Here is a 24,896-nt window from a genome sequence, read left to right on the forward strand (position 1 = left end):
TATTAGATAGTACTTGATGGGCTGAGAATATTTTATTAACTTCCTAATGAAAAACGACTTATGCATGCATATAGGTCGTTAAAAAATTATTTGATATGTTTAGAGCCACGTTCTGTCATAGCTACACCGTCTTTGCAAAGAGGGCATTCTTCAGGTTTATAAGTTGGAACTTCAAGATTAAGTAATGCTTGTACCTTTTCGTGAGGTACACCGAATTCTGCTTTACCCCCAGAACGGTTAACAAGAAGGCCTACACCTACGATTTCACCGCCGGATTGGTTTACAACATTTACTACTTCTTGTACAGAACCACCAGTAGTTACGATATCTTCAACGATAAGTACTCTTGTGCCTGGCTCGATTTTAAAACCACGACGTAATGTCATAACGCCTTTTTCGCGTTCTGTGAAGATAGCACGGGTGTCAAGCGCTTTACCTACTTCGTGAGCAAGTAAGATGCCGCCGGTCATAGGTCCAATAACAAGTTCCACATTTTGATCGCGGAAGCGTTCAGCTAATTCTTTACAAAGTTTTTCCGTATATTTTGGATGTTGTAATACATTAAATTTTTCAACGTACATTGGACTGTGGAGACCAGATGTCAAAAGGAAGTGACCTTCTAAAATAGCTTGAGTGTCGATCAGTAATTGTTTTACTTCTTGTTCTGTCATCATTTGGATACTTTCTCCATTTCTTCAATAATTAAACGAACCGCTTCACGAGGGTTTTCGGCTTGTGTAATAGGTCGACCGATAACAAGGCGAGATGCTCCATCTTGTAATGCACTAGCTGGTGTAGCAACCCGTTTTTGGTCGTCTGTTGTTGCAAAGGAAGGGCGAATACCAGGGGTAACGATGAGGAAGTCATCGCCACATGCTTCACGAATCATTTTAGCTTCTAATGCGGAACATACAACACCATCCATACCACAGTCCTTAGCGAGTTTTGCAAGTCGAATGACTTGGTCGGAAATTGGTAGCTGACCACCAATAGCAGTCCAAGATTCATCGTCAAAGCTAGTTAATGCGGTGATGGCTAATAATTTTGGGCGTTCCACGCCTAGTTCTTTGCCACTCTCACGAGCTGCCTCAACAGCAGCTTTCATCATGACAGGACCACCTTGACCATGTAAAGTAATTAAACTAGCGCCGAGACGTGTTAAGGAAGCTACGCCATGGGCTACGGTATTTGGAATGTCGTGTAATTTCAAATCAAGAAATACTTGTTTGTTTTGCTCCTGTAAAAAACGAATTGTTTTTGCTCCTTCGGCGTAGAATAGCTCCATGCCGACCTTGTAAAAGCTAACCGAATCACCGAGGGATAATACGATTTCTTTCACTGCATCCATCGTGGATACGTCAAGGGCAACGATTAATCTGTCATCTGCCATGTTGCAACCTCCATACTACATACATATCTAAATAATTTTCACATACTGAGGGCCTATCTGTCAATTAAAATTGGTGTGAATGAGGTGATTATTGGTCACCTTTGAACAGTAGATTATAGTCTATTTCATGCTATAATAAGTAGAGTAAATGAATATAATTCTTATATATAGATTTTGAAAGGAGTCCTATGTTAGATTTTGTTGCATTAGACTTTGAAACAGCAAATAAATTTAAAAATAGTGCGTGCTCCTTGGCGGTTATTACCGTAAAGGACGGACAAATTACCAAAAAAGCATATAGCCTCATCAAGCCTCCGTTTATGAGTTTTGATGATGAATGTATTGAAATTCATGGTATCCAACCGAAGGATGTTCTTCATGAAAAGACCTTTGATCAGTTGTGGAATGCCATTTATGAAAACCATTTAAAAGGTAATATTATGGTGGCTCACAATGCGAAATTCGATATGAACGTATTGCGTGCTACTTTAGATTATTATAAAATCCCTTGGCCAGAACTAGATTATGCATGTACAGTTAAACTTTCACGTGCGGTATGGCCTGATTTGGTTAATCATAAGTTGAATACAATGGCCGCATATATTGGAGTTGAGTTTAAACATCATTATGCACTGGATGATGCAGAGACTTGTGCAAAGGTTGTATTAGAAGCTGCTAAGTTGAAAGGCGTTAATAGTTTACCAGATTTATTAAAGGCTACAGGTGTACCATTAGAACCATTCATTGATGATAAAAATCGCTCTGCTCAAGATGCATTACATAAAGAGCCAGAACCAGAACAAATGTCGTTCTTTTAGCGAGGAGAGGTACTATGTTGGGGAAAGAATTATTAGCTTATGTAGATCATACATTATTGCGTCCTACAGCTACATGGGATGATATTAAAGAAGTTTGTGATGATGGTATAAGGTATAAAACTGCATCTGTTTGTATTCCTCCAGATTTTGTAGCATCCGCCCATGAAGCATATCCAGAACTTAACATATGTACCGTTATCGGCTTCCCTTTAGGATATGAAACAACAGAGGTAAAGGTGGCAGAAACGAAACAGGCCATTGAAGAGGGCGCTTCTGAAATTGATATGGTTATTAATCTTGGAGATGTAAAGCAAGGTGATTTTGAAGCGGTAACTAGCGAAATTGAGGCGCTTAAGAAGGCTTGTGGTGATAAGATTTTAAAAGTTATCATTGAAACTTGTTATCTTACAGATTCTGAAAAGGTAGCGCTTTGCAAATGTATTACAAATGGTGGCGCAGACTATATTAAAACATCTACTGGATTTGGTAGCGGCGGCGCAAGCCTTGAAGATATTAGACTCTTTAAAAAGCATATTGGTCCTAATGTACAGATTAAGGCCGCAGGTGGTATTCGCTCTATTACGGATATGAAAGCCTATATTGCAGAAGGTTGTAGCCGAATTGGAGCCAGTGCAGCTGTAGAGTTATTAAAGAATCACTTGAACGAAGAAGTATAATAGAAAACCACCTAGGCTATGCTTAGGTGGTTTCTTAGAATGGCGGTGTAACTATGCGTATGTATGATATTATTCTGAAGAAAAGGGCGAACTTGCCGTTATCAGATAAGGAAATCCGCTTTGTCATAGATGGCTATGTAAATGGAGAAATCCCTGATTACCAAGTGAGTGCACTCTTGATGACCATAGTTTTTAATGGTATGAATGCTCGCGAATTAGGAACTTTGACCTTGGCTATGGCTCAATCAGGTAATATGGTAGACTTATCGAATATTGATGGGATCACCGTAGATAAACATAGTACAGGTGGCGTAGGAGATAAGACCACACTTATTATTGCGCCTCTCGTAGCTGCTTGTGGCGGCAAGGTGGCTAAGATGTCTGGTCGTGGACTTGGTCATACAGGCGGGACTATTGATAAGATGGAATCTATTCCAAATTTAAAGGTATCTTTAGAGAAAGATGCTTTTATCAATCAAGTTAATAAAATTGGTCTTGCTGTTATTGGTCAGTCGGAAGGGCTTGCACCTGCTGATAAAAAGCTATATGCTTTGCGCGATGTGACGGGAACTGTTGATAGTATTCCTCTTATTGCATCCTCTGTTATGAGCAAAAAATTGGCTTCTGGTGCTCAAGCAATTTTGTTAGATGTAAAGGTTGGCAGTGGTGCCTTTATGAAAAACATAGAGGATGCTCGTGAATTGGCTAAAGCAATGGTAGATATTGGAAAGGAAAATGGCCGTTCAGTTAAGGCTATTTTGACGGATATGGATCGACCGCTAGGCCATGATATTGGAAATGCTTTGGAGATTCGCGAGGTTATTGATACGTTGAAAGGTCATGGTCCAGAAGATTTAACGCATGAATGTATTATCATGGCTGCCCACATGCTCGTATTGAGTCATATATGCGACTATGAAACGGCTCTCAGTCGTGTGCAACAAGCACTAGATTCTGGTACAGCCCTAGAACGATTACGATTAATGATTGATGCTCAAGGTGGAGATAGCCGAGTTATTGATGATGAAAGCCTATTAGCCATTGGCAAATTCACCTATGATGTTACAGCTCCTCAAGACGGTTATATTACCTATATGAATACAGAACAATGCGGGATTGCATCCGTTATGCTTGGAGCTGGTCGGACCGTTAAAGATGGCCCCATCGATTATAGTGCAGGTATTGTAATGCACAAAAAAACTGGGGACGCTGTCAGAATGGGTGAAAGGATAGCTACACTATATGCTTCTGATGAAAGCTTATTCACTAATGCGGCCCAGACCTATTTAGCGGCGATTACTATTGGTAATACTGCACCTAAAGTAGTGGATACTATACTAGATGTTGTAGAGTGAGGAGTGCAATATGAAAGAAAAGGATATTCAAAAGCTCATCAATCGTGCTATTGTGGCTCGCGACAAAACCTATAGTCCTTATTCACATTTTGGTGTGGGCGCAGCCCTTCTTTGCGAAGATGGAACCATCTATGAAGGGTGTAATATAGAAAACGCTTCTTATGGATTAACTAATTGTGCGGAGAGAACTGCTATATTTAAGGCTGTGTCGGAAGGGCAAACAAAATTTAAAGCCCTTGCCGTAGTTGCTGATACGGAAGGGCCTTGTGCACCATGTGGTGCTTGTCGTCAGGTGATTTCTGAATTTGAAATACCTCGTATTATAATGGCGAATTTAAGAGGGGACTATACAGTTGTTGAATTAGAAGGTTTATTACCTTTTAGATTTGGGGCCGATAACATATAAAAAAGAGACCACGTTGATGTGGTCTCTTTTTGGTATACCTTAGAATGCAGGAACAATAGCACCTTGGTATTTTTCTTGGATGAATTTGATAATTTCAGGACTATGAAGTGCAGCCATCAATTTTTTGATGCGAGGGTCATTTTCATTGCCTTTAAGTACAGTTACGATATTTACGTAAGGGGAATCGTTATTTTCAATTGCCAATGCATCTTTGCCAGGGTTAAGACCTGCGTTTAATGCAAAGTTAGTGTTGATAGCGGCTAAGGCTACATCGTCAAGGGAACGAGGTACTTGTGCTGCTTCTAATTCTACGAATTGATATTCGTTAGGGTTCGCAGTAATATCTTGTACGGTAGATAAGATGTTTGTAGAGTCTTTTAATGTAATTAGACCTTGTTTTTGTAACAACAATAATGCACGACCACCGTTTGTAGGGTCATTAGGAATAGCGATTTTAGCGCCTTTTGGAAGATCTTTCAAATCTTTGATTTTACGGGAGTATAAACCCATTGGCTCAAGATGAACACCACCGGCAGATACTAAGTCAAGTTTGTGAGCTTTTGCGAATTCCTCCATGTAAGGTACGTGTTGGAAGAAGTTGGCATCAATCTCTTTGTCCCCTAAAGCCAAGTTAGGTGTGTTGTAATCAGTGAATTCCGTGATTTTTAATTCGATACCATCTTTTGCTAAGATTGGTTTAACTTGTTCCAAAATTTCTGCGTGAGGTACTGCTGTTGCCCCAATTTTTAATACTTGTTTGCCATCGCTAGCAGCTTGTTTGTTGTCGTTACCACAGCCTGCGATTAATAAAGCGCCGCCAAGGATTACAGTAGCTGCCAATGCTAAAAATTTTCTCATTAGACACACTCCTTATACAATAATTACATATAAAATATTAAATCTATAGTACTAAATAATTTCCTATCTATCAAGAAGGAATTATTATAGGTTCTCCATAACTAAAAATTATGGAGAACCTATAATATAAGTATGTTCATTTTTAAAACAATTTGCCCATGATAAGTCCAATCGCCCACATTAGTTGATAAATCATAGCGGCTCCAGCGGTAGTACCCATAGCCTTATCTAATTGGAACTCATCTGTATTGGTAGATAATGTATGAATTGTTTTGAAAGCTAGTGGTGCTGCAAGGAACGCTAATAAGGCGAACCATGTCATATGGCCTACTATAATCCAAGCAATGATCCAAATAAAATTGAAAATATATGAGATACTCATTAAGCTGAGTGCTCTTTCACGACCAAGCACGATTGGCAACGTGTGACGTCCATGGCTTTCATCATTACGAATATCTCGGATATTATTCGTCAACATGATGGAACCAACTAGCAATGTAGATGGAATTGCAGGAATTAACAGGGCTAAGGATAATTCTCGTATCCAGGCATAGCCTGTAATGAGTACGATAGCAAAACCCATGGCGATACCAGAGGAAATTTCTCCAAATGGTGTTCGAGAAATTGGTTTTGGACCGCCAGAGTAAAGGAAACTAATTAGAATACATAGGAAGCCTACAGGAATGTAGTACCAAGTTATAGTAGCAGATAAATAAAGACCAATAATAATGGGTACAAACATGAGTGCTTTAATCATCGTTATAATGAGCTCTGGTGTTATAACGCCACGTGTGATAGAACCAGCATTACCTACCTTTTGACCAGCATCGAGTCCAGATTTAAAGTCTTTATATTCATTCCATAAATTAGCTACAATTTGGGCTGTTACAACAGCTAAAAATATGAGCACTGTATGGAAAATGGCAAGACCTGTACCCTGAGCAGCACCAAATGCATAATAACTAAAGGCGGCACCTAAAATGGTAGGCCCTAATGCAGCAGCTAATGTGCGAGGCCTAGTGAGGGGAATTAATTCTTGTATCATATTAAAAACACACCGAGTGTGCACTCCTTTCCATTTCTCATACATATATCATCTTTACATGTCTATTTATGTATTGTATAGCAGAAAGGTAAGCTTGTAAATTATACTATACAGTTATATATGTCGATATAGTATAATAATTAATATATGCAGTATAGATTATCTTTTAAACTCTTAATATATACTGCACGGATTATCTAACAATCTATACATAGTGTATTGTTAAAAAGGTGAGGTGTCTTATGAGAACTCTCAATAAAAAGTTAATGACATTGGTTTGTGCCACCTGTTTAACTGTGGGTATGGGGGCAGTGGCATGCGCTGATGCGGTAGATTTAGGTTATGGTATGTACGGCAGTACTTCCCCAACTGTGAAAGCTGTAGAAGTTGTGCACATTTCTACTGATGCAAGATTGCGTAATCAAGAACAAGATAAATTTCTCAAAGTAGCAAATAAATCTGCTGTTGATACTATTAATAATGTTGTGAAAGCACAGACTGGTGTAGCTGTTGAACCAGTGAAGGGGGATTTTCTTGATGGTTACTCCTTCTATCAATTGCAAGGTACTGATAAACAAGGACATCATATAGGTGGTTTAATTGTTATTAACTATTCTAAAAATGCAATTGATCAAGTTATAGGTATGAATAAGACTATTTTAGAGAAGGGGTCAGATGCGGAAAAAGCCGCATTAAAGCATTCTATCTCTAAATATGTAGAATCTTACTCCAAAGAGACGGCCCAACAACAATTACAAGGCCTGAAGAGCAATACTATTGAAGGTGCTAAATTAGCTAAAGATCTAAAAACGATAAATGATAAGTTACCTTCTCAAATTATAGGTGTCTTTGATAAAATGCTTGCCACAGATAAGAAATCATCTCCTAAAAGTATAGAAGAGGTCCGTTCTTATGTAGACTTTATGGCAAAACAAGTAAGCCTAGATGCAACGCATGTGGCCTATAAACCTGTTCAAACACGCTATGGTACAGCTGTGACAGGCGATTTACGCGGTAGTCTAAAATATGATGGCTTTAGAAATACCTATTCCTTAATTGGTTATGCTGTTCCTACAGATAAAGGTGTATCTTTACAGCTTTTAATGTCTGATGACTCTAGCCATGATTATTGGGCTAATGAGTTGAATTATATGTATCAAACACAATCTCTCAAGGGAGGAAAATAATATGAAATCTTTGAAAGTATTGGCTTGTGCAGCTTGCCTAATGGGTACTGTATCTGGCGTAGGTTTTGCTAAGAATGTACAAACAATTGCAGGATCCATGGTAGTGCCTAACAATGTAACTGTTGTTTCTGCATCCAAAACAAATACACGTGATTTTGTAGAAAAACAATTAAATGAAGAACCTTCAAAATCTACGATGTCGAATATGATGGCAAAGGAATTTTTCCAAAACTTTGGTACTAATTTTGATATATACCAATTGCAAGGGGCAGATAAAACTGGTCAAAAAGATGCATTCGTAGTGGCTGTAGATGTTAAACAAATAGCGCAACAAGTGGCTAAAGAAAAGGCTAATGACCCTATGTTTATAGCGGCAATGGCCGCTCTTGATAAAGGTCAAATTGATCCTGTAACAGAGCAACTTTTATTAGGAACAATAAATAAACAGATTCCCACTAGCACAACGGTAGTTCCTTTAAATGGACCTATTAATGTATCTAGTCGTGATCCCCAAAAAGCAACGATTATGCCTAAAACACTTAAAACTCTAACCGTAGAAAATGCAGAACAAGTACATCCGGTGGCTGGTACAAAATATCAAACATATGCAGCAAGCTCTCGCTTGTTATATGCAGATGGAAATGTACAAACTCCACTCTATGCAAATGCTGCATTTGTGTTGAAGCCAGGAAAACCAGTGTTGTATGTAGGTATAACAACTGATGTACAACGTGATTATTTCAAACCAATATTTGACAATGCATTCAAATCAATTAAATAATTGGTTATATACGTACTTTTATTTTATATGTGATATATTGAGGTAAGTCATATATATTGAGGCATCAACATGAGTTTCGCACCTTAAATATAGTCATATTAATTTATATTTATTTATAAAAGGAGATTTATCATGAAAACAATTTCTACAGACAAAGCACCAGCAGCAGTAGGCCCTTACTCTCAAGCTAAAGTGGTTGGCGGTTTATTATTTGCTTCTGGTCAAATTCCACTCAATCCTGCAACTGGTACAGTTGTTGAAGGGGGCATTGTAGAGCAAACTGAACAAGTATGCAAAAATATTGAAGCCGTATTGACTGAAGCTGGTACAGACTTCTCCAAAGTTGTTAAAACAACTTGCTTCTTAGCTGATATTGGTGATTTCAAAGCATTTAATGAAGTGTATGCTAAATATTTCACTTCTAAACCAGCTCGTTCATGTGTAGCAGTAAAAGACCTTCCATTAGGCGTTATTGTAGAAGTGGAAATTATTGCGGAAGTATAAGATGGATTATATTTCTTTGTTACAGTCAGAGATGCGTCCTGCCTTCGGTTGTACTGAGCCAATTGCATTGGCTTATGCGGCTGCGAAGGCAGTCTCTGTTTTAGATGAGTTTCCTAACCATATTCACGCAAGATGCAGCGCGAATATTATCAAAAATGTAAAATCTGTAGTCATTCCAAATTCTGGGGGGCGAAAAGGACTAACGGCGGCCGCTACACTGGGTGCTATTGTAGGTCATCCAGAGCGTGAACTAGAGGTGTTGGAATCTGCTACAGACGAAGATCGCAAATGGCTTGGTACATTGCTTGATGCTAACTTCTGTACCGTTTCACTTGCTGAAGGCGTAGATAATCTATATATAGAAATCACTGCAGAAACAGATGAACATACAGCGGTTGTTCGCATTGAAAATGACCATACGAATGTAACCTATGTATCAGTAGATGGTGAGATTGTCTCTGAAACAGTCAATGAAATTAAGAAAGCGGCTAAAACAGAATATGCCATGACCTTCGATAGCATTTACGAATTTGCTTTAACAGGTGATATTTCTGGTATCCTACCTCAAATTAAACAGCAAGTTGAGTATAATACTGCAATTTCTAAGGAAGGTCTGTCCAATGATTATGGATCTAATATTGGACAATTGTTATTGTTAGATGAAGAAAATCCATCTCTCGAAACGAAATGTAAGGCTCGTGCCGCAGCTGGCTCTGATGCGCGTATGAGTGGTTGCCCATTGCCTGTCGTTATCTGCTCTGGCTCTGGTAATCAAGGTTTAACCGTGTCTGTACCAATCATTACGACTGCCGATGAACTTGGTAAAAGTGAAGATGAATTGTATCGCGCTCTCGTCTTTGCTAACTTGCTAACGCTTTACGTTAAATCTGGTATTGGTAAATTGTCTGCATACTGTGGCGTTGTATCTGCCGGTGTGGTAAGTGTAGCAGGTATTGCCTTCTTGAAGGGTGATAGTAAAGATATAATCGAGAACACTCTTGTAAATGGTCTTGCAAGTTTATCTGGTATCGTATGTGATGGTGCGAAACCATCCTGTGCAGGTAAAATTGCAATTTCCCTTGATGGCGCCTTTATGGGATATAAACAAGCTCGCCTTAACAAAAACTACCAAAAAGGCGATGGCCTTGTAGCATACTCCGTTGATGAAACTATCCGCAGTATTGGTGCTGTGGCACAAGGCATGAAAGAAACGGATGTAGTTATATTGAATGAAATGCTAAAACACTAAACTGCAAGTGGCGTGGTTAGCTGAATATAAAAAGAACCCTTCGTTGGTCTGTACCTTCAAAAATTGTGTCCAATTTTTGGGGTACAGTTCACGTGAAGGGTTCTTTTTTGTTTATTGTAATTTTTTAGGATCTTTAAGTATCAATGAAGCCCCAAGACCCACTACTAGGAATGGTACGAGTGTCATCATAGCGGCAGGTAAAGAATAGGTATCCGCAAGGTTACCTACTACAGGTGCGATGATACCACCGATAGTTTGGCTCACACCGAGGGTAATACCAGAGGCAAAGCCGATGCTTTTAGCAAGGTAGGTTTGGCCTAGTACGATAACGGGGCTGTAGCTAAGAGCTTTAGCAGCGCCAATCATGAGTAGTAACATATAGGCTATAGGCATCATGATAACAGGGGAGAAGGTTGGCACTTCTGTTAATAGGAACATAGCTGGCAACCAAATCAATAGGGATAGTCTAATGATTTTGATGGGACCATATTTGTCGCCTAGTAGACCGCCAATATATGTCATGAAGATACCAATACTAAAGAATATGGTTAATGCAAAGCTACCTTGCTCTGGGCTAGTGCCGAGTTCACGAGTCCAGAAGATAGGAATGAATGCATTGATAACGCGGAAGTTTACCGATTGGCTTAGGATGATAACGAACAAAATACCAAAGTATTTCCAGTAATTTTTGAGCGGCTTAGCCACTAATGTAGGATTTTCCATAGCTACCGCTTGGTCGATAGTGCGTGCACAAGTTACTATGCGCGGCATGAGGGCGAATAAAACCGTTGAGATGATAAGACCTACTATGGTGAAAGCTGCCAGTCCATGAGGACCTACTGTATAGGCAATAGAGCCCGCAAAGAGTGGACCGATGGCAAAACCAGAGCTACCACCGATGGCGAAGGTACCCATGGCTTTACCTTTTTTACCACCTCCGAGGCGATTCATGATTTTCGCTCCTTCAGGGTGGAAGATAGAGGAGCCTACACCAGCTAAGGTAGCACAAACAAGCAAGCTTTCATAGGAGGTTACAAACCCCATGGCACCTGTGCTACAAGCTGAGAGCAGAACACCTAAGGTGATGAGCCGTGGCTGATTGATCTTGTCAGAGACATAACCTAATAATGGCTGTAACAATGAAGATAATGCTGTATTGGCTAATATGAGAAAGCCTGCTTGCTCTAAACTAAGTCCATAAGTGTAGATAAATAATGGCAAGAGGGCAGGTAATACACTTTGACAGGAGTCGTTAATCATATGACTCACCGTAATGAGATAAGGGTAATATTTTTTCATAGTAGTGGTCCCTTCGCAAAAAAGCGCTAACCACGGTTAGCGCTTTATATATTTTATATGGCAGAGGAGGAGGGATTTGAACCCCCGCGCCGGTTGCCCGACCTACCGCATTTCGAGTGCGGACCCTTCAGCCTCTTGGGTACTCCTCCGTGTTTTACGGCGCTCTTTAAAAAAGTCTTTCATGATTTGACTACATTCATCACCAAGGACCCCCGATGCTAATTCGGGTTCATGATTTAAACCAGGGTGAGAGAGTACATTGAAAAGAGACTCTACAGCGCCTCCTTTGTAATCACTTGCACCATATACAACACGGTCAATACGACTGTTGATGATGGCTCCAGCGCACATCGGACACGGCTCTATCGTAACATACAGGGTACAACCAGTCAACCGCCAGCGCTTGAGTACATCGCATGCTTCGCGGATGACGAGCACTTCTGCATGAGCCGTTGCATCGTGATCTAATTCGCGGCGATTATGGTGGCGTGAAATGATTGTATTGTTTTGAACTAAAATGGCGCCGATAGGAATTTCTCCTAGAGCATAAGCTTTGTGGGCCTCCTCTAGGGCAAAACCCATAAAATATTCATCACGGCTACGCTCATCCATATTTTTAATCTCTATAGGTGTAATGTTCTTTGTCATTCTCATACCTCTTAATGTATAATATCTTACATAAAGTCTATCATAGTGTGCGCAGTTATGCGAATAGATTGTGTGAGGGTATTATGGATATTATTTGGTACATATTTGATATGATTGGCACTATTGCCTTTGCTATCTCCGGAGCACTTGTTGGGGTGGCACGGAGAATGGATATATTTGGTATGGCTGTATTGGCACTGGCCACGGCAATCGGTGGTGGAATTGTACGTGATGTTCTCTTGGGGTATTTTCCGCCGAATTCGTTACGCAATATTGTATATGTAACTGTGGTTATTTCCGTAACAATTATCGTATTTATTATCTATAACAGCCGTTATCGCAAGCATGCTATGGGACCTCGTAGCCGAGCAAGCTATTTATTAGCCGACGCTGTGGGGCTAGCATCGTTTACAGTAACTGGAGCATCTGCAGGGTTTAAACTATATCCTGAGCTGCCAATTTTCATTGTTTTATTAGGAACTATTACTGCCGTTGGAGGTGGTATTATCCGAGATATGCTGGCTCAACGGATTCCCTCTGTTTTGAAAGAAGATGTGTATGCTCTACCTAGTGTTATTGGGGGTATCGTTTATTACTTAATGGTTATTTCTAACTGGGTTGGAGAGGCTGTATATGGTGCGTTTACCGTTGTACTAGTTATCCGTTTACTAGCTATTAAATATAATTGGAGCTTACCCAAAGTGCGCTAAAGCTAAAGGCACTGCATTTGAGAAATAACAGGTAAATGATATAATTATACTATTAAGTATTTCATAAAAGTGTCAGAAAAAAAGAGTATTATATAAGAGTTAATTTTCGAGTCGAGAGTACTCGTGTACACAGAAGGAGATTTGCTTTATGACAAATAAATGGTTGAAAGTAGCATTAATGGTTACAGTCATTGCTACAGGTACATCCATCAAAATTGATGCAGAAACCGTATTATATGTACCTCAAGATGATCGTCCTGTAAGTTTGCAATATACAGTTGATACAGCTCGTGAGGCGGGTATGACTGTGTTGACACCACCTCAACACTTGATTTCTGGTAAGACGTACCAAGGTCAAGCTGATCAAATTATGGCTTGGGTAGAGCAAAATGCAGGTCGTGCTGATGTTATGGTATTAAGTACAGATACTCTTATTTATGGAGGTCTTGTAGATTCTCGTAAACATAATATTCCACTTAGCACATTGCAAAATCGCTTGAAACGTATTGAAGGTTTAAAAGCGCGTAATAAAAATGTACGCATCTATGGCTTTGGCACCGTAATGCGTTCCCCACGTGCGAGTGGTGGCGGTACTGAACCGGCCTACTATGCGGAATATGGCCCAACAATCTTCCAAATTGCTGCATTACAAGATAAATTAGATTCTGGCTCTTTAACGCAAGAAGAAACTCAAAAATTGATGAGCTTACAAGCCTCTGTTCCTGTGGAATACTTGCAAGACTGGTTTGACCGCCGTCAAAAAAATATGAAAATCAACAAAGAGTTGATTGATGAAACTCGCAGTGGTGTATTCGACTACTTTGCATTAGGTCATGATGATACATCTCAATTATCTCAATCCGCTCTAGAAGGTCGTTACCTCAACAAATATTCCAAGGATATTTCTGCTGAAAAATACGGTAGCTTCCCTGGTGCTGACCAACTTGGTCTCTTATTGATGGCGCGTTCCCGTACCGATGTGAGCACAGAAAAACCTACATTCTCCGTAATTTATCCACTCGGTGGCGGAGGTAAAACATTGCCAGGTTACGAAGATCAAACGATTGATAAAACAATTGCTCAACACGTTGAGGCTGTAGGTGGCACAATGGTGACACAAGGTAAACCAACTGTATTATTGGCTGTTAATACACCTCTTACAACGAGCACAGGCGAGTCTGAAAACTTCGAAAACTTCCCGATGATCTCCAACTCTACAAATGCTTTCGTAGATCGCATTCAACAAGCTGTTGACTCTGGTGTGAACGTAAGCGTTGCAGATATTGCTTTCAATAATGGTGCAGATAATACATTGGTATCCGCTATGTACAAACGAGATTTGTTGTACAAAATTGGTGCGTATAATGGTTGGAATACAGCAAGTAACACAGTAGGTTACGCTATTGCTCAAGGATTATTGCTTAAATCTATGAGTCCAGAAGGTCATCGTGATATGTTGACGCAACAATATTTGGATAACTGGGCATATCAAGCAAATATTCGTAAAGATATTTATCGTATGCAAGATTCTATCAGAACAGACAATGTTCGTTACTCTGGTGAATTAAATGAACGTCTTGAAAGTTATTTAGGTGAACGCATTCAAGATTTCGCTGAAAAATACCTTAAAATCAATCCTCGTACAGTAAAAGCTACATTCCCATGGGGACGTCTATTTGAAACGGATATCACTGTTTATGACAAACCAGTGGTACCACTTGAAAAAGAATTACGCTTGAAACGAGAAGCTGAAGCAAAAGCTAAGGCTGAAGCAGAAGCTAAGGCTAAGGCAGAAGCGGCTGCTAAAGCAAATGGTCAGGCTGTACCAGCACAAGCCGCACAACCTGAAAAAGCTGCAACGCCTCAAACACCTACATCTACCCCTCCTGTAGTTAAACAACCAGCTACAGAGTCTCAAGGTCCACGTGTGGTACCGACACCTGCAGTGGCACCTGGTCAATAGTGAATAGGGAATGGCTATGAAAAAAGCGTTTTTACCGGAAATTACTTATATGCGAGGCCTCTGTATGCTCGGTGTTATCGGCATTCATGTAGGATCTTACGCATTGCAAAATCCTTTTGTAAATTTAGAACTCATCAGCGTGTTAGAAATTCTCTCTCGCTTTGGAGTGCCTGCGTTTTTCTTCCTCTCTGCATTTGGCTTGTTTTATCATACCTCGGTAGAGGGACCATTCTCATATAAGGAATTTATGCACCGCCGCATTCAGGTGGTGCTATTTCCATATATTACGTGGTCCATCTTTTACTTGCTATATACAGGGATGACAGCTCATAACCTTGGCAATTTACATCCAGGGCCGTTGGCGATAAATCTACTCTTTGGTACCTCTATGTATCATCTATATTTTATGGTTATTTTGCTATGGTTCTACGTGATGATGCCATTATGGCGGGCCATGGTGAAAGTCATCTTAAAACGGCCTGTATTTTGGCTGGTGTTACTATTTGTCATCCAAGTTGGTATCGATTATGTTTCGTCTTACATGCTTGGCCGTTGGGTAACAGAAAATCTAAGCAATCAGCCAGTTCTTAAATATCTTTTTGATATGCGACTCAACTATTGGGTTATTCATTATGTGTGGATTTTCCTTTTAGGTGCCGTATGTGCTGAACGATATGAAATCGTCTGCGAATATATGTGGCGTTATCGTTACCTTTTAGGCGTCAGTGCGGTAAGCTCTATATTATTAATGCTTGGCTCTTATTACTATGTCATGGACGTATGGCATTACACTGTGTTGGAAGCAATTTATACGGTACATCAAATGAGTCCTATGGGCGTTCTTTATACAGGATTGGGAACGATGTTTAGTTTGTTCCTATTCCAAAGGCTACCTATGAACGTGACGATGGAGTCCATTTGGTCTGAGATAGGCGATAAATCGTATGGTATTTATTTAGCGCATCCATTTTGGTTGTTAATCATTTTTGGTGTGATGGCTAAATATAATCTCTTGTATACGGTGACCAACGTGCTAATTATGTATGGTATGGCGTTAGCATTATCTTATTTGACTACAGTGGGCCTTAATTATGTGCCTAAATCTATCCGTAAATTTATACTGGGGCATTAGTTTAGTATGAGAACTATTTTATTGAGAGACCTAATTGGTGCTAGTACGTTAATGGTGTATGCAGTTTTAGTTAGTTTTGTAGTGCTGATTTAGTATAAACATAATATTTGTTATACATCCGCTAGGATATAGTTTTTAACTATGGTATCCTAGCGGATTTTTGTATATCGAATTATTATCTTTCACAAAGTAAAGTGTGAAAATTTGAAAGTAATTGTGTTATAATAAGTCCATGATGATTACCACTTGATAGAGTAACGGAATAGAAAAAGAGGTGCTCCTATGCAAGAATTAACATATTTTAACGGTGAATTCGTCGAACCAGGTGCTAAAGTTATCAGCATTGATGACCGTGGCTATTTATTTGGTGACTCTGTATATGAAGTTGTTCGCGTCGTAAAAGGCCGTTGCTTCGCTTTGTCTTACCACCAAGATCGCTTGTATCGCTCTATGCGTGAAATGGATATCCCTGTAAAAATGACTCCTGATGATTTGACAGAATTGCACGAAATTTTGATCGAGCAAAGTGAAATCAAAGAGGGCTATATTTATTTACAAATCTCTCGTGGTGTAGCACCACGTCATCATGCTTATGATCGCTCCAAATTAGAACCACAAATGCTTATGTCTATCCGTACTTTGGATTTAGATGAAGTCAATAAATTGGGTGAAGGTGTAAAAGCGATAGCTTTACCTGATGAACGTTGGAATCATGTAGATATTAAGACTACAAACTTGATCCCGAATATTTTGGCGCAAACAAAAGCAGAAAAGAAATTTGCCTATACAGCCATCTTGTTCCGTGATGGCATTTGTACAGAGGGCGCGACATCTAATGTGTTTGCTGTTAAAGATGGTATCTTGTACACGCATCCAGCGGATAATCATATCTTAAAAGGCATTACGCGCCAAATGATCTTAACCCGTGTAGCACCATCTTTAGGTATTACCATTATTGAGAAAGAATTCGATCGTAACTTTGTGGATGATGCGGATGAACTATTCTTTACCGATACAATTGGTGGTGTCATTCCAATTACTAAGCTAGACAGAAATCCAGTATCTGGTGGTAAACCAGGTACTATTACACTTCGTCTACGCGAAGCTCTAGAAAAATTGATGGAAGAAGGACTACCTTGATAGATAAGCTGCTTTCATCAAATGTTAAACATTTACCTTAAGAAAGGAAATTATTTTGATACAATTAGAACACATTAGTAAAGTCTATGAAGGCGCTACTCGTGTGGAAGCGTTGAAAGATATTAGCCTAAATGTGAAAGAAGGCGAAATCTTTGGCATTATCGGTCAATCCGGTGCCGGTAAATCCACATTGATTCGTTGCATCAACATGCTCGAAGCACCTACATCTGGCTCTGTTATCGTAAATGGTACAGATTTAACAACACTTAGCAAATCTGATTTGCGTAAAGCGCGCAAAGATATTGGCATGATTTTCCAACATTTTAACCTATTGTCCTCTCGTACCGTATATGACAATGTGGCATTTCCGTTGGAATTACAAGGAATGAGCAAATCTGAAATCAAGGAACGCATTACGCCAATCCTTGATATTGTAGGCCTTACTGAGCGTATGAACAACTATCCATCTCAATTATCTGGTGGTCAAAAACAACGTGTTGGTATTGCTCGTGCTTTAGCGTCTAATCCAAAGGTCCTCCTTTGTGACGAAGCTACCTCTGCCCTTGATCCTCAAACAACAGATTCCATTTTGAAATTGTTGAAAAATATTAATGAGAAGATGGGGCTCACTATTGTGCTCATTACACATGAGATGCACGTTATCCGTGAAATCTGTGATCGCGTGGCGGTTATTGAAGGTGGTGTCATCCTCGAAGAAGGTAGTACTATTGAAGTATTCACACATCCTCGCGAAAATACGACAAAAGAGTTTATTAGCTCTGTAGTGAGTGATAACTTACCTCCAGAAGCATTGGAACATCTAGAGTTGCATGATCAATGGATTGCAGGGACGGCGCCCTTAGTTCGTCTCAAATTTACAGGACAAGCAACAGATGAGCCTGTAGTAGCAGGCCTTGTAAGACGCTTTAATTTAGATGTAAGCATCCTTTTTGGCGGCATTGATTACATCCAAAATACGAGCGTTGGTCGCCTCATCGTTATCTTGAATGGTGACCCAGAAAATGCGCAAGAAGGTTTGGACTACATCAAAATGTTACCAATTGAAAGCGAGGTGATCGGTTATGTCAGAGCAAATCATTAATCTACTCATAACTGGTACCCTTGATACATTGCAAATGACGATAATTTCTACCGTAATGGCAATGTTATTAGGTATTCCTCTTGGTGTTGTTTTGGTTGTTACTTCTAAAGGTCATATCTTAGAAAATGTAGCACTCAATAAAGTATTGGGTGCCATTGTCAATGCTACACGTTCTGTACCTTTCATCATCTTGATGGTTGCTATCATTCCGTTTACTCGTATGGTGGTAGGTACATCCATCGGTACAACTGCAGCATGTGTGCCGTTGACCATTGCGGCAATTCCGTTTTTGGCACGCCTTGTAGAAACGTCTATTAAGGACATCAATTTTGGCGTTATCGAGGCGGCTCAATCTATGGGGGCAAGCCCATTACAAATCATTTGGAAAGTATTATTACCAGAAGCATTGCCAACAATTATTGACAATGTAACGGTTCTTATCGTTAACCTCATCGGGTACTCTGCGATGGCTGGTGCTATTGGTGGTGGTGGCCTTGGGGATATTGCTATCCGATATGGTTACCAACGTTTCCAAGCCGATATTATGATCGCTACAATCATCATCTTGATTGTATTGGTACAAGTTGTACAAATGATTGGTGATGCTTGGTCTAAAGCGATGAATAAGAAGTAGGAGGATCCTATGAGTATCAATGAAAAATTGAGAAGTCAACAAAATGACGAATTGTTCACCGCCATTTTAACGCTTGAAAATACAGAGGAATGCTATGCATTTTTTGAAGATATCTGTACGATTAACGAATTAAAAGCATTATCTCAACGCTTACAAGTAGCAAAAATGCTTCGCGCAGGGGATAGCTATGAGAAAATCGTAGAAGAAACGGGTGCGAGTACTGCTACGATTAGTCGTGTAAAGCGCTGTTTAGTATATGGTGCGGATGGTTATACATTGGCCCTCGATCGTCTAGGTGCAAAATAAAATAAATTAGCATGACAACGGTGGCCTTTGGCGACCGTTGATGTGCTATCTGTAGGAGGTTTATTATGGAGTGGCTCATTGCGGTAACAGGTTTACCATTTGATATCCTTATACTCGTTTTACTTGCCGTAGCTGGTGCGTTTGCTGGCTTTGTAGACTCCATTGTAGGCGGGGGAGGCCTCATTTCTGTACCTGCCATGTTATTAACAAATCTTCCACCTAGTGTGGCTCTAGGCAGTAATAAATTATCCAGTATCTTTGGTGCTGGTAGTGCATCGATTACATTTTTAAGAAATCACATGGTTGATTTTTCCCTAGTTCGCAAATTACTGCCTTTTACCTTTGTGGGTTCTATGCTTGGTACCTTGGCGGTTGTTTCTTTACCACCGCTATATGTAAAGCCTATTATTATCATATTACTTGTTTGTGTAACACTCTTTGTGGTGTTCAAAAAAGACTGGGGTGAAATCAATCGTACATCTCAGGTAACAGGAAAAGCGCTATATATTTGTATGGCTTTTGCTCTTGGCATTGGTATATATGACGGCTTTATTGGTCCTGGTACAGGTACATTTCTGATTATGGGATTTATCTTTACAGGCTTTGATTTTTTACATGCATCTGCTAATGCAAAAATATTGAATTTTACTAGTAATTTGGCATCTTTATTGGTATTTTTATATTTAGGACACGTCAATATTACGTATGGTCTTGCCACCGGGGCAGGTCAAATTATAGGTGCTTATTTAGGCTCGCATTTGGCAATTGCGAAGGGCTCATCTTTGGTGCGAGTTGTATTCTTGTCGGTAACGACAGTTATGTTGTTGAAATTAGTCTATGACTATATTTCAACATTATAGGAGGGCAAGGTATGCCTCATAAAAGTGATGTTCAAGTGGCCTTGATTAGTGGTGGTACATCGGGTATTGGATTTGCTACGGCAAAGCTTTTACTTAAAGAAGGTTGGTGTGTAGTCATCAATGGTCGAAATGAAAAAGTTGGTCAAAAGGCTAAAACTAAGCTACGTCGTTATTCCTCTAAGGTACAATATATTCAAGGTGATGTATCTAAAATTGAGGACTGTCAGCGAATTGTAAAAGAAACAGTAGATTTATTTGGTGGGGTGTCTGCTCTTGTAACAGCTGCAGGCTATTATGAAGAAGAGTTACTAGCTGATGTTACAGAAGCAGCTTTTGATGAAATGTTTGGGACCAATGTAAAAGGTACTGTATTCTTATGTCAAGCGGCGCTTCCCTATTTACGAGCCTCAAAGGGCAGTATTGTAACAATCGCTAGTGATGCAGGTTTACAAGGTAATGTAGCGTGTTCTGTATATGGTGCGTCAAAGGGAGCTGTAGTGAGCTTTACAAAATCTCTATCCCTTGAAATGGCACCTCACAGTGTTCGTGTAAACTGTGTGTGTCCTGGTGATGTAGATACATCATTAGTAGATAAACAGATTGCTAATGCCCACCAAGATGCGGCGGCTGCTAAGGCTGAAATGGGCCAACATTACCCATTAGGTCGTATTGCTAAGCCTCATGAAATTGGAGAAGTAATTGTATTTTTGTTGAGTAATAAGGCGTCTTTTGTGACAGGTGCAGCCTGGACAATCGATGGAGGACTCACAAGTTGGTAATATAGAAAATATTAGAAGCTGTTATATATGGATAATTAGAAAAATTCATTTCACTTCTATCAATAGAATGGTATAATAATACTAATAATAAGACCTATAGTTGGTTTACAACAAAGGAGAATACTTATGGCAGAATATAATGGCGTAACACTTGAGCCCCTTACGGATGGATCTCAAGATCGTGACTATCAAGTTGAACAATTTATCTTCTGGGGGGCAGGTCGTGCGGCAGCATTGGCATTATCCTCTAAATTCAGCAGTGTCGCTTTGTGCGCCAATGCTACGTACATGGTAACTCGCATTGCTCATCTTTATGATGTAGAATTGCAAGCAGGTGCTGTAGTTGGTTTAGTAGGTGGTCTTAGCACAGCTGTAGGTACAGCTGCAGTATCCCTTCTAATTCCAATTAAAGCTGTTCGCGTTCCTGTAGCTATCGGTTTAACTTATGCTATTGGTAAAATTGCACATATTTGGATTCAAGATGGTATGCCTTCTGATATCGAACGTTACAAACCGATGGTTGCTGAATTCTTTGAAAATGGCAAAGCTATTGCTTCTGAAATCGTTCGTGATGCAAGTGCTAGCATTCCTTTCACTCAAGGTCAACGTGACGTATGGGCTGGGATTGCTAACGAAACAGGTCTTGCTAAAGAATCTTTAAAGCAAGTTTACGATGAAAAAGTAACACCTGCCATCAATAAATGGAATAATGAAACAAAATACCAAATCCATGATAACGCAGCAGAGGTTGTAGCAAAGGTTTCTGATGCAGCGAAAGAAAAAATTGATTCTGCTAAAGAAGGTATTGAAGTAGCCAAAGAATTCGCAAAAGGTGGTGTAGAAGTGGCAAAAGCTTCTGCACAAGTAGCAGTAGAAACTGCAAAAACTAAAGCTTCTGATGCCGTAGAGACAGCAAAAGATGTTGCTACAAACACTGTTAATACAGCGAAAGAAAAAATTGGCGGTTTGCGTAAATAAACGCTGAAGGATTATTATTACTATGAATCCATTTAATATTATTAAATATGGTAAGTACTTTAACGAATCAAGATTTTTAGGGTTTCTTGGTCGATATGGTAAGAAACTTGCCTTTGTACAACAAGCAGTAACCTTGTTCCTTTGTTTTCGTGACAAGGATACTCCCAAATATGTAAAAGCGGTCATTGCAGGTGCCTTAGGGTATTTGGTATTACCTATTGATATTGTGCCGGATGCGATTGCTGTATTAGGTTGGGTAGATGATGTGGCAGTACTCGGATTAGCCTTTAAGATTGCGAATCGTTATATCAAAACGAGTCATCAAGAAGAGGCAAAAAAATTCTTTCCATTTGGTAGCAGTCGCTAACTTTTACCATTTTAGGCAGTTTGATCCACAGTGATTGAACTGCCTTTATTTATTTGACACACTAAAGTAATAGATATAGAATAAAAATTGTATACTATTTAAAAAGGACAGAATTTATGCATATTGCTTCAGTAAATGTACGATTTTATGAAACTGATATGATGGGGATTGCTCACCATAGTAACCATTTTAGATGGTTTGAAATGGCGCGCATTGAATTCCTTCGTAAAATCGGTGTCACTTTGTGGGATATGATGAATGAGGATATTGTATTTCCTATCATGAATGTATCTTGCAATTATAAAGAACCTGCGAATTTCGATGATGAACTTCACATCGAAACGTATTTGGTTAAGATGACGAGGGCTCAAATGGTGTTTCGCTATCGCATGCGCCGTGCTAGTGATGGTGCGTTACTTGCTACGGGAGAAACTAAGAACGCCTTTATGTCAAAGTTAACAGGAAAAATTGTGCGATTAGACGATACTTTTTATCTGCCTATGTTAGCAGCTGTTGAGGAGATGCCGCATGAGTAATGTACAACAATTGCCTATCGGTGTATTTGACTCTGGTGTAGGCGGATTATCTGTGTTAAAGGTGTTACAAGAACAATTTCCTAACGAAGATTTCATCTATATCGGTGATAATGCGAATAATCCTGTAGGTAATCGCAGTGATGATGAAATTACTTATTTGGCGTGTCGTATTGCGGAGACGCTAGAAAAGCAGCCTGTTAAGTTGATGGTGATTGCCTGTAATACCTTCACCGTTGTGGCTCTTGATGCGGTACGTGAACTTGTATCTGTGCCAGTTATTGGTGTATCACAAGGTGTGAAAACAGCCATTAATAAAAGTAAAAGCAAGACTATCGGTATTATGGCAACCGTAGCCACTGTAAATAGTCATATTCATAAGCATGTGGCTTTAGAAGTTGATCATGAGGTTTTGGTTTGGGAACAACCTTGTCCAGAGTTGGCGGGACTTATTGAACAAGGTCATTTAGATGATTACTTTGTTCGTGAAGTATGCAAGGAGTATTTAGAACCTTTATTATCTCGAGAAATTGAGGTAGTCGTTTTGGGCTGTACTCATTTCCCATTTGTACAACCTTTACTAGAGGAACTAACGTCATGTCGCATTCAGTTCATTGATCCTGCTTTTGAAACAAGTGAATTGGTTCGTCACAGACTTGAGAGTAAAAATCTTTTCAATCCTCAAGATACTGTAGGCACCGTGACATTGTATTTTACAAAGGATGTCGAACTTGGTGATACATTGAGTGCATCCTTCCTTGATACAAGCCGTCGTACCATTGAACATATTACATTATAAAGGAGATACCCTATGTGGTTTTATAACATCCTCAGTGCAGTAATAGCTATTATTGTGGCTGTTGCAGCTCTGTACTTATTATTCCGTTTGTTTGTATTGAAACAAGGTAATGAAAATATTGTCTTATTAGCGAAACGAGCAACGAACTTTCAAGTATCTGATCGTAGTTTTGAATCCATTACGTTGTTCTGTGATATTCCATTTGTAAATAAAGGGCGCCAATTGGGCACAATAATGGACTTATTTCCACGTCCATTATTACCTGAAGAACATTTTGATGCAGTTAAGGTAAATGCCTGGGCTATGGATATTAATCGTCCGCGTCAAGATGGATACTTTGAAGCTATAATTATCAAACCACGCAAAGGTGGCACAATTCGTGTATATGTTACATTAACAGGTAAAACTGGCAATATTCGAGAAGATATTAAGGGATTCCCTTATATGGACATCGATATTTACTACCAAATCGTAGGTCGGACAGACTATCATATCGATAAACAGCGTATTCGTTTGACTGCTGAAGAAGTTCAAGCAGCAATGGTTCAATAAGGAGGCATAACAATGGCAGAATTAGAGTTAGTATGTGTGCCAACACGTATTCTTACAGATAATGATGACATCGTTGATGCTATCGTTGAATTTGGCGGTCATAATATTGGACCTGAAGATATCGTATGCGTTGCTGAATCTGTAGTAGCTATTACGCAAGGCCGTTTTACACGTCCTGAAGAGCTAGATGTATGCTGGCAAGCTCGTTTAATTAATCGTTTTATTCATCCAGATGGCTCCATGGCATCTATTTATGGTATGCAATCGGCTATGAATTTGGACGGTAAATGGAAGGTGTTAGGTGCTTTTATTTTAGGTGCTATTGCTAAAATTTTCCGTAAACCTGGCGTGTTCTATGCAATTGCTCGTGCTGCATCCTTAACCGATGATGTAACGGGGACTATGCCTCCATTTGATAAGCATATTGTATTTGGTCCAAAGGATCCTGATAAAGTGGCTGAGAAAATTGTATCTCGCACAGGTTGTTATGGTGCCGTTGTAGCTGACGTTAATGACTTGAAACGGTCTGCTATTTTAGGTACAAGTCGTGGCATTGACGCTAAGAAAATTGCACAATTGTTGATTGATAATCCATTTGGTAATGATAGCCAAATGACTCCGATTGTTATCATCAAAAATTACGCATCTGTATCTGGTAAATAACAGAAGGCTGTACTCATCACATAGAGATGGGTACAGCTTTTTTATATATAATGAGACTGAATACGGACTATACGCAGGTTTGAAGAAGGCTTGTATATTAGTTCAAATAGAGATTATATGCTAGCTTAAATTGAGTTTTCTTTACTTTGTTTTGAGTTTGT

29 protein-coding genes and 1 tRNA gene are annotated in these 24,896 nt (G+C 39.5%); 23 read left to right on the forward strand and 7 right to left on the reverse strand.

All coding sequences use genetic code 11. The features are described 5' to 3' along the window. Nucleotides 1–86 precede the first annotated feature (86 nt). Together pyrE and pyrF are read right to left on the reverse strand one after the other, a co-directional pair. A complete protein-coding gene (gene pyrE / locus PK1910_RS09920) occupies nucleotides 87–674 on the reverse strand; it encodes an orotate phosphoribosyltransferase (protein ID WP_287511548.1) in 588 nt (195 codons plus the stop codon). Next, the gene (pyrF, locus tag PK1910_RS09925; protein ID WP_004698328.1) at nucleotides 671–1,390 is read right to left on the reverse strand and encodes an orotidine-5'-phosphate decarboxylase; all 720 of its coding nucleotides are present in this window, start codon (nucleotides 1,388–1,390) and stop codon (nucleotides 671–673) included. Before pyrF ends, pyrE begins: the two co-directional genes overlap by 4 nt. Before the next feature lie 188 nt (nucleotides 1,391–1,578). Here pyrF and PK1910_RS09930 point away from each other — a divergent pair, with 188 nt between their 5' ends. The 4 genes from PK1910_RS09930 to PK1910_RS09945 are packed head-to-tail and all read left to right on the forward strand — an operon-like array spanning nucleotide 1,579 to nucleotide 4,646. Beyond that, nucleotides 1,579–2,208 (forward strand): 3'-5' exonuclease, encoded by a 630-nt coding sequence (locus PK1910_RS09930; protein ID WP_008602770.1) that lies wholly within the window; start codon nucleotides 1,579–1,581, stop codon nucleotides 2,206–2,208. Nucleotides 2,209–2,222: 14 nt separating this feature from the next. Beyond that, nucleotides 2,223–2,885, forward strand: coding sequence for a deoxyribose-phosphate aldolase (gene deoC / locus PK1910_RS09935; RefSeq protein ID WP_118090950.1), 663 nt, complete (start codon nucleotides 2,223–2,225; stop codon nucleotides 2,883–2,885). A gap of 53 nt (nucleotides 2,886–2,938) precedes the next feature. Continuing rightward, nucleotides 2,939–4,240, forward strand: a complete 1,302-nt coding sequence (locus tag PK1910_RS09940) for a pyrimidine-nucleoside phosphorylase (RefSeq protein ID WP_287511549.1) — start codon at nucleotides 2,939–2,941, stop codon at nucleotides 4,238–4,240. A gap of 10 nt (nucleotides 4,241–4,250) precedes the next feature. Continuing rightward, the gene (locus PK1910_RS09945; protein WP_004698320.1) at nucleotides 4,251–4,646 is read left to right on the forward strand and encodes a cytidine deaminase; all 396 of its coding nucleotides are present in this window, start codon (nucleotides 4,251–4,253) and stop codon (nucleotides 4,644–4,646) included. A gap of 39 nt (nucleotides 4,647–4,685) precedes the next feature. Here the strand turns inward: PK1910_RS09945 and PK1910_RS09950 are convergent, their stop codons facing one another. Then, complete coding sequence (locus PK1910_RS09950; RefSeq protein WP_004698373.1) at nucleotides 4,686–5,504, reverse strand: MetQ/NlpA family ABC transporter substrate-binding protein; 819 nt, start codon at nucleotides 5,502–5,504, stop codon at nucleotides 4,686–4,688. Between the two features lie 142 nt (nucleotides 5,505–5,646). Next, nucleotides 5,647–6,549 carry a 1,4-dihydroxy-2-naphthoate octaprenyltransferase gene (gene menA / locus PK1910_RS09955; protein ID WP_042977519.1) on the reverse strand — a complete coding sequence of 301 codons (903 nt, stop codon included), beginning with the start codon at nucleotides 6,547–6,549 and terminating at the stop codon, nucleotides 5,647–5,649. A gap of 242 nt (nucleotides 6,550–6,791) precedes the next feature. Here menA and PK1910_RS09960 point away from each other — a divergent pair, with 242 nt between their 5' ends. From PK1910_RS09960 to PK1910_RS09975, 4 genes are all read left to right on the forward strand, one after another. Beyond that, on the forward strand, nucleotides 6,792–7,736 hold the full coding sequence (locus PK1910_RS09960) for a hypothetical protein (protein WP_287511550.1): 945 nt from the start codon (nucleotides 6,792–6,794) through the stop codon (nucleotides 7,734–7,736). A gap of 1 nt (nucleotide 7,737) precedes the next feature. Beyond that, nucleotides 7,738–8,517, forward strand: a complete 780-nt coding sequence (locus PK1910_RS09965; RefSeq protein WP_024061344.1) for a hypothetical protein — start codon at nucleotides 7,738–7,740, stop codon at nucleotides 8,515–8,517. A 132-nt stretch (nucleotides 8,518–8,649) separates the two neighbouring features. Beyond that, nucleotides 8,650–9,021: a RidA family protein gene (locus PK1910_RS09970; RefSeq protein WP_004698345.1), complete on the forward strand. Its 372-nt coding sequence runs from the start codon at nucleotides 8,650–8,652 to the stop codon at nucleotides 9,019–9,021. Nucleotide 9,022: 1 nt separating this feature from the next. Next, complete coding sequence (locus PK1910_RS09975) at nucleotides 9,023–10,270, forward strand: L-cysteine desulfidase family protein (protein ID WP_004698354.1); 1,248 nt, start codon at nucleotides 9,023–9,025, stop codon at nucleotides 10,268–10,270. A gap of 111 nt (nucleotides 10,271–10,381) precedes the next feature. Here PK1910_RS09975 and PK1910_RS09980 read toward each other — a convergent pair whose 3' ends face one another. From PK1910_RS09980 to tadA, 3 genes are all read right to left on the reverse strand, one after another. Further along, nucleotides 10,382–11,569: an MFS transporter gene (locus tag PK1910_RS09980; protein ID WP_278604492.1), complete on the reverse strand. Its 1,188-nt coding sequence runs from the start codon at nucleotides 11,567–11,569 to the stop codon at nucleotides 10,382–10,384. A 58-nt stretch (nucleotides 11,570–11,627) separates the two neighbouring features. Then, nucleotides 11,628–11,718: transfer RNA gene (locus tag PK1910_RS09985), tRNA-Ser, on the reverse strand. Continuing rightward, entirely contained in the window at nucleotides 11,672–12,217 is a 546-nt protein-coding gene (tadA, locus tag PK1910_RS09990) for a tRNA adenosine(34) deaminase TadA (protein ID WP_004693623.1), read from the reverse strand. Before tadA ends, PK1910_RS09985 begins: the two co-directional genes overlap by 47 nt. A gap of 83 nt (nucleotides 12,218–12,300) precedes the next feature. Between tadA and PK1910_RS09995 the strand changes: the two genes are divergently transcribed. From PK1910_RS09995 to PK1910_RS10065, 15 genes are all read left to right on the forward strand, one after another. Beyond that, entirely contained in the window at nucleotides 12,301–12,927 is a 627-nt protein-coding gene (locus PK1910_RS09995) for a trimeric intracellular cation channel family protein (RefSeq protein WP_004693621.1), read from the forward strand. A gap of 148 nt (nucleotides 12,928–13,075) precedes the next feature. Further along, on the forward strand, nucleotides 13,076–14,890 hold the full coding sequence (locus tag PK1910_RS10000; RefSeq protein WP_281782729.1) for a DUF4127 family protein: 1,815 nt from the start codon (nucleotides 13,076–13,078) through the stop codon (nucleotides 14,888–14,890). A gap of 10 nt (nucleotides 14,891–14,900) precedes the next feature. After that, nucleotides 14,901–16,022: an acyltransferase gene (locus tag PK1910_RS10005; RefSeq protein ID WP_004693617.1), complete on the forward strand. Its 1,122-nt coding sequence runs from the start codon at nucleotides 14,901–14,903 to the stop codon at nucleotides 16,020–16,022. A 282-nt stretch (nucleotides 16,023–16,304) separates the two neighbouring features. Continuing rightward, nucleotides 16,305–17,162: an aminotransferase class IV gene (locus PK1910_RS10010; RefSeq protein ID WP_004693615.1), complete on the forward strand. Its 858-nt coding sequence runs from the start codon at nucleotides 16,305–16,307 to the stop codon at nucleotides 17,160–17,162. Between the two features lie 55 nt (nucleotides 17,163–17,217). Further along, nucleotides 17,218–18,264 carry a methionine ABC transporter ATP-binding protein gene (locus PK1910_RS10015; protein ID WP_004693613.1) on the forward strand — a complete coding sequence of 349 codons (1,047 nt, stop codon included), beginning with the start codon at nucleotides 17,218–17,220 and terminating at the stop codon, nucleotides 18,262–18,264. Continuing rightward, complete coding sequence (locus PK1910_RS10020) at nucleotides 18,245–18,898, forward strand: methionine ABC transporter permease (protein ID WP_004693611.1); 654 nt, start codon at nucleotides 18,245–18,247, stop codon at nucleotides 18,896–18,898. Before PK1910_RS10015 ends, PK1910_RS10020 begins: the two co-directional genes overlap by 20 nt. A 9-nt stretch (nucleotides 18,899–18,907) precedes the next feature. Beyond that, nucleotides 18,908–19,204: a YerC/YecD family TrpR-related protein gene (locus tag PK1910_RS10025; RefSeq protein ID WP_004693609.1), complete on the forward strand. Its 297-nt coding sequence runs from the start codon at nucleotides 18,908–18,910 to the stop codon at nucleotides 19,202–19,204. 65 nt (nucleotides 19,205–19,269) lie between these two features. Beyond that, nucleotides 19,270–20,064, forward strand: a complete 795-nt coding sequence (locus tag PK1910_RS10030; protein WP_004693608.1) for a TSUP family transporter — start codon at nucleotides 19,270–19,272, stop codon at nucleotides 20,062–20,064. 11 nt (nucleotides 20,065–20,075) lie between these two features. Continuing rightward, a complete protein-coding gene (locus PK1910_RS10035) occupies nucleotides 20,076–20,843 on the forward strand; it encodes an SDR family NAD(P)-dependent oxidoreductase (RefSeq protein WP_004693607.1) in 768 nt (255 codons plus the stop codon). A gap of 126 nt (nucleotides 20,844–20,969) precedes the next feature. Then, nucleotides 20,970–21,821, forward strand: a complete 852-nt coding sequence (locus tag PK1910_RS10040; RefSeq protein ID WP_123138466.1) for a hypothetical protein — start codon at nucleotides 20,970–20,972, stop codon at nucleotides 21,819–21,821. A 22-nt stretch (nucleotides 21,822–21,843) separates the two neighbouring features. Then, nucleotides 21,844–22,188, forward strand: coding sequence for a YkvA family protein (locus PK1910_RS10045; RefSeq protein WP_221741306.1), 345 nt, complete (start codon nucleotides 21,844–21,846; stop codon nucleotides 22,186–22,188). Nucleotides 22,189–22,304: 116 nt separating this feature from the next. Further along, nucleotides 22,305–22,724, forward strand: coding sequence for an acyl-CoA thioesterase (locus PK1910_RS10050; protein ID WP_004693602.1), 420 nt, complete (start codon nucleotides 22,305–22,307; stop codon nucleotides 22,722–22,724). Continuing rightward, nucleotides 22,717–23,520, forward strand: coding sequence for a glutamate racemase (gene murI, locus PK1910_RS10055; protein WP_105087100.1), 804 nt, complete (start codon nucleotides 22,717–22,719; stop codon nucleotides 23,518–23,520). The genes PK1910_RS10050 and murI overlap by 8 nt, the downstream gene beginning before the upstream one ends. Before the next feature lie 12 nt (nucleotides 23,521–23,532). Continuing rightward, on the forward strand, nucleotides 23,533–24,072 hold the full coding sequence (locus PK1910_RS10060; RefSeq protein ID WP_004693598.1) for a hypothetical protein: 540 nt from the start codon (nucleotides 23,533–23,535) through the stop codon (nucleotides 24,070–24,072). A gap of 12 nt (nucleotides 24,073–24,084) precedes the next feature. Beyond that, nucleotides 24,085–24,735: a coenzyme F420-0:L-glutamate ligase gene (locus PK1910_RS10065; protein ID WP_004698361.1), complete on the forward strand. Its 651-nt coding sequence runs from the start codon at nucleotides 24,085–24,087 to the stop codon at nucleotides 24,733–24,735. Nucleotides 24,736–24,896 lie beyond the last annotated feature (161 nt).

Source organism: Veillonella parvula (assembly GCF_036456085.1).
Classification (GTDB): Bacteria; Bacillota; Negativicutes; order Veillonellales; family Veillonellaceae; genus Veillonella; species Veillonella parvula_E.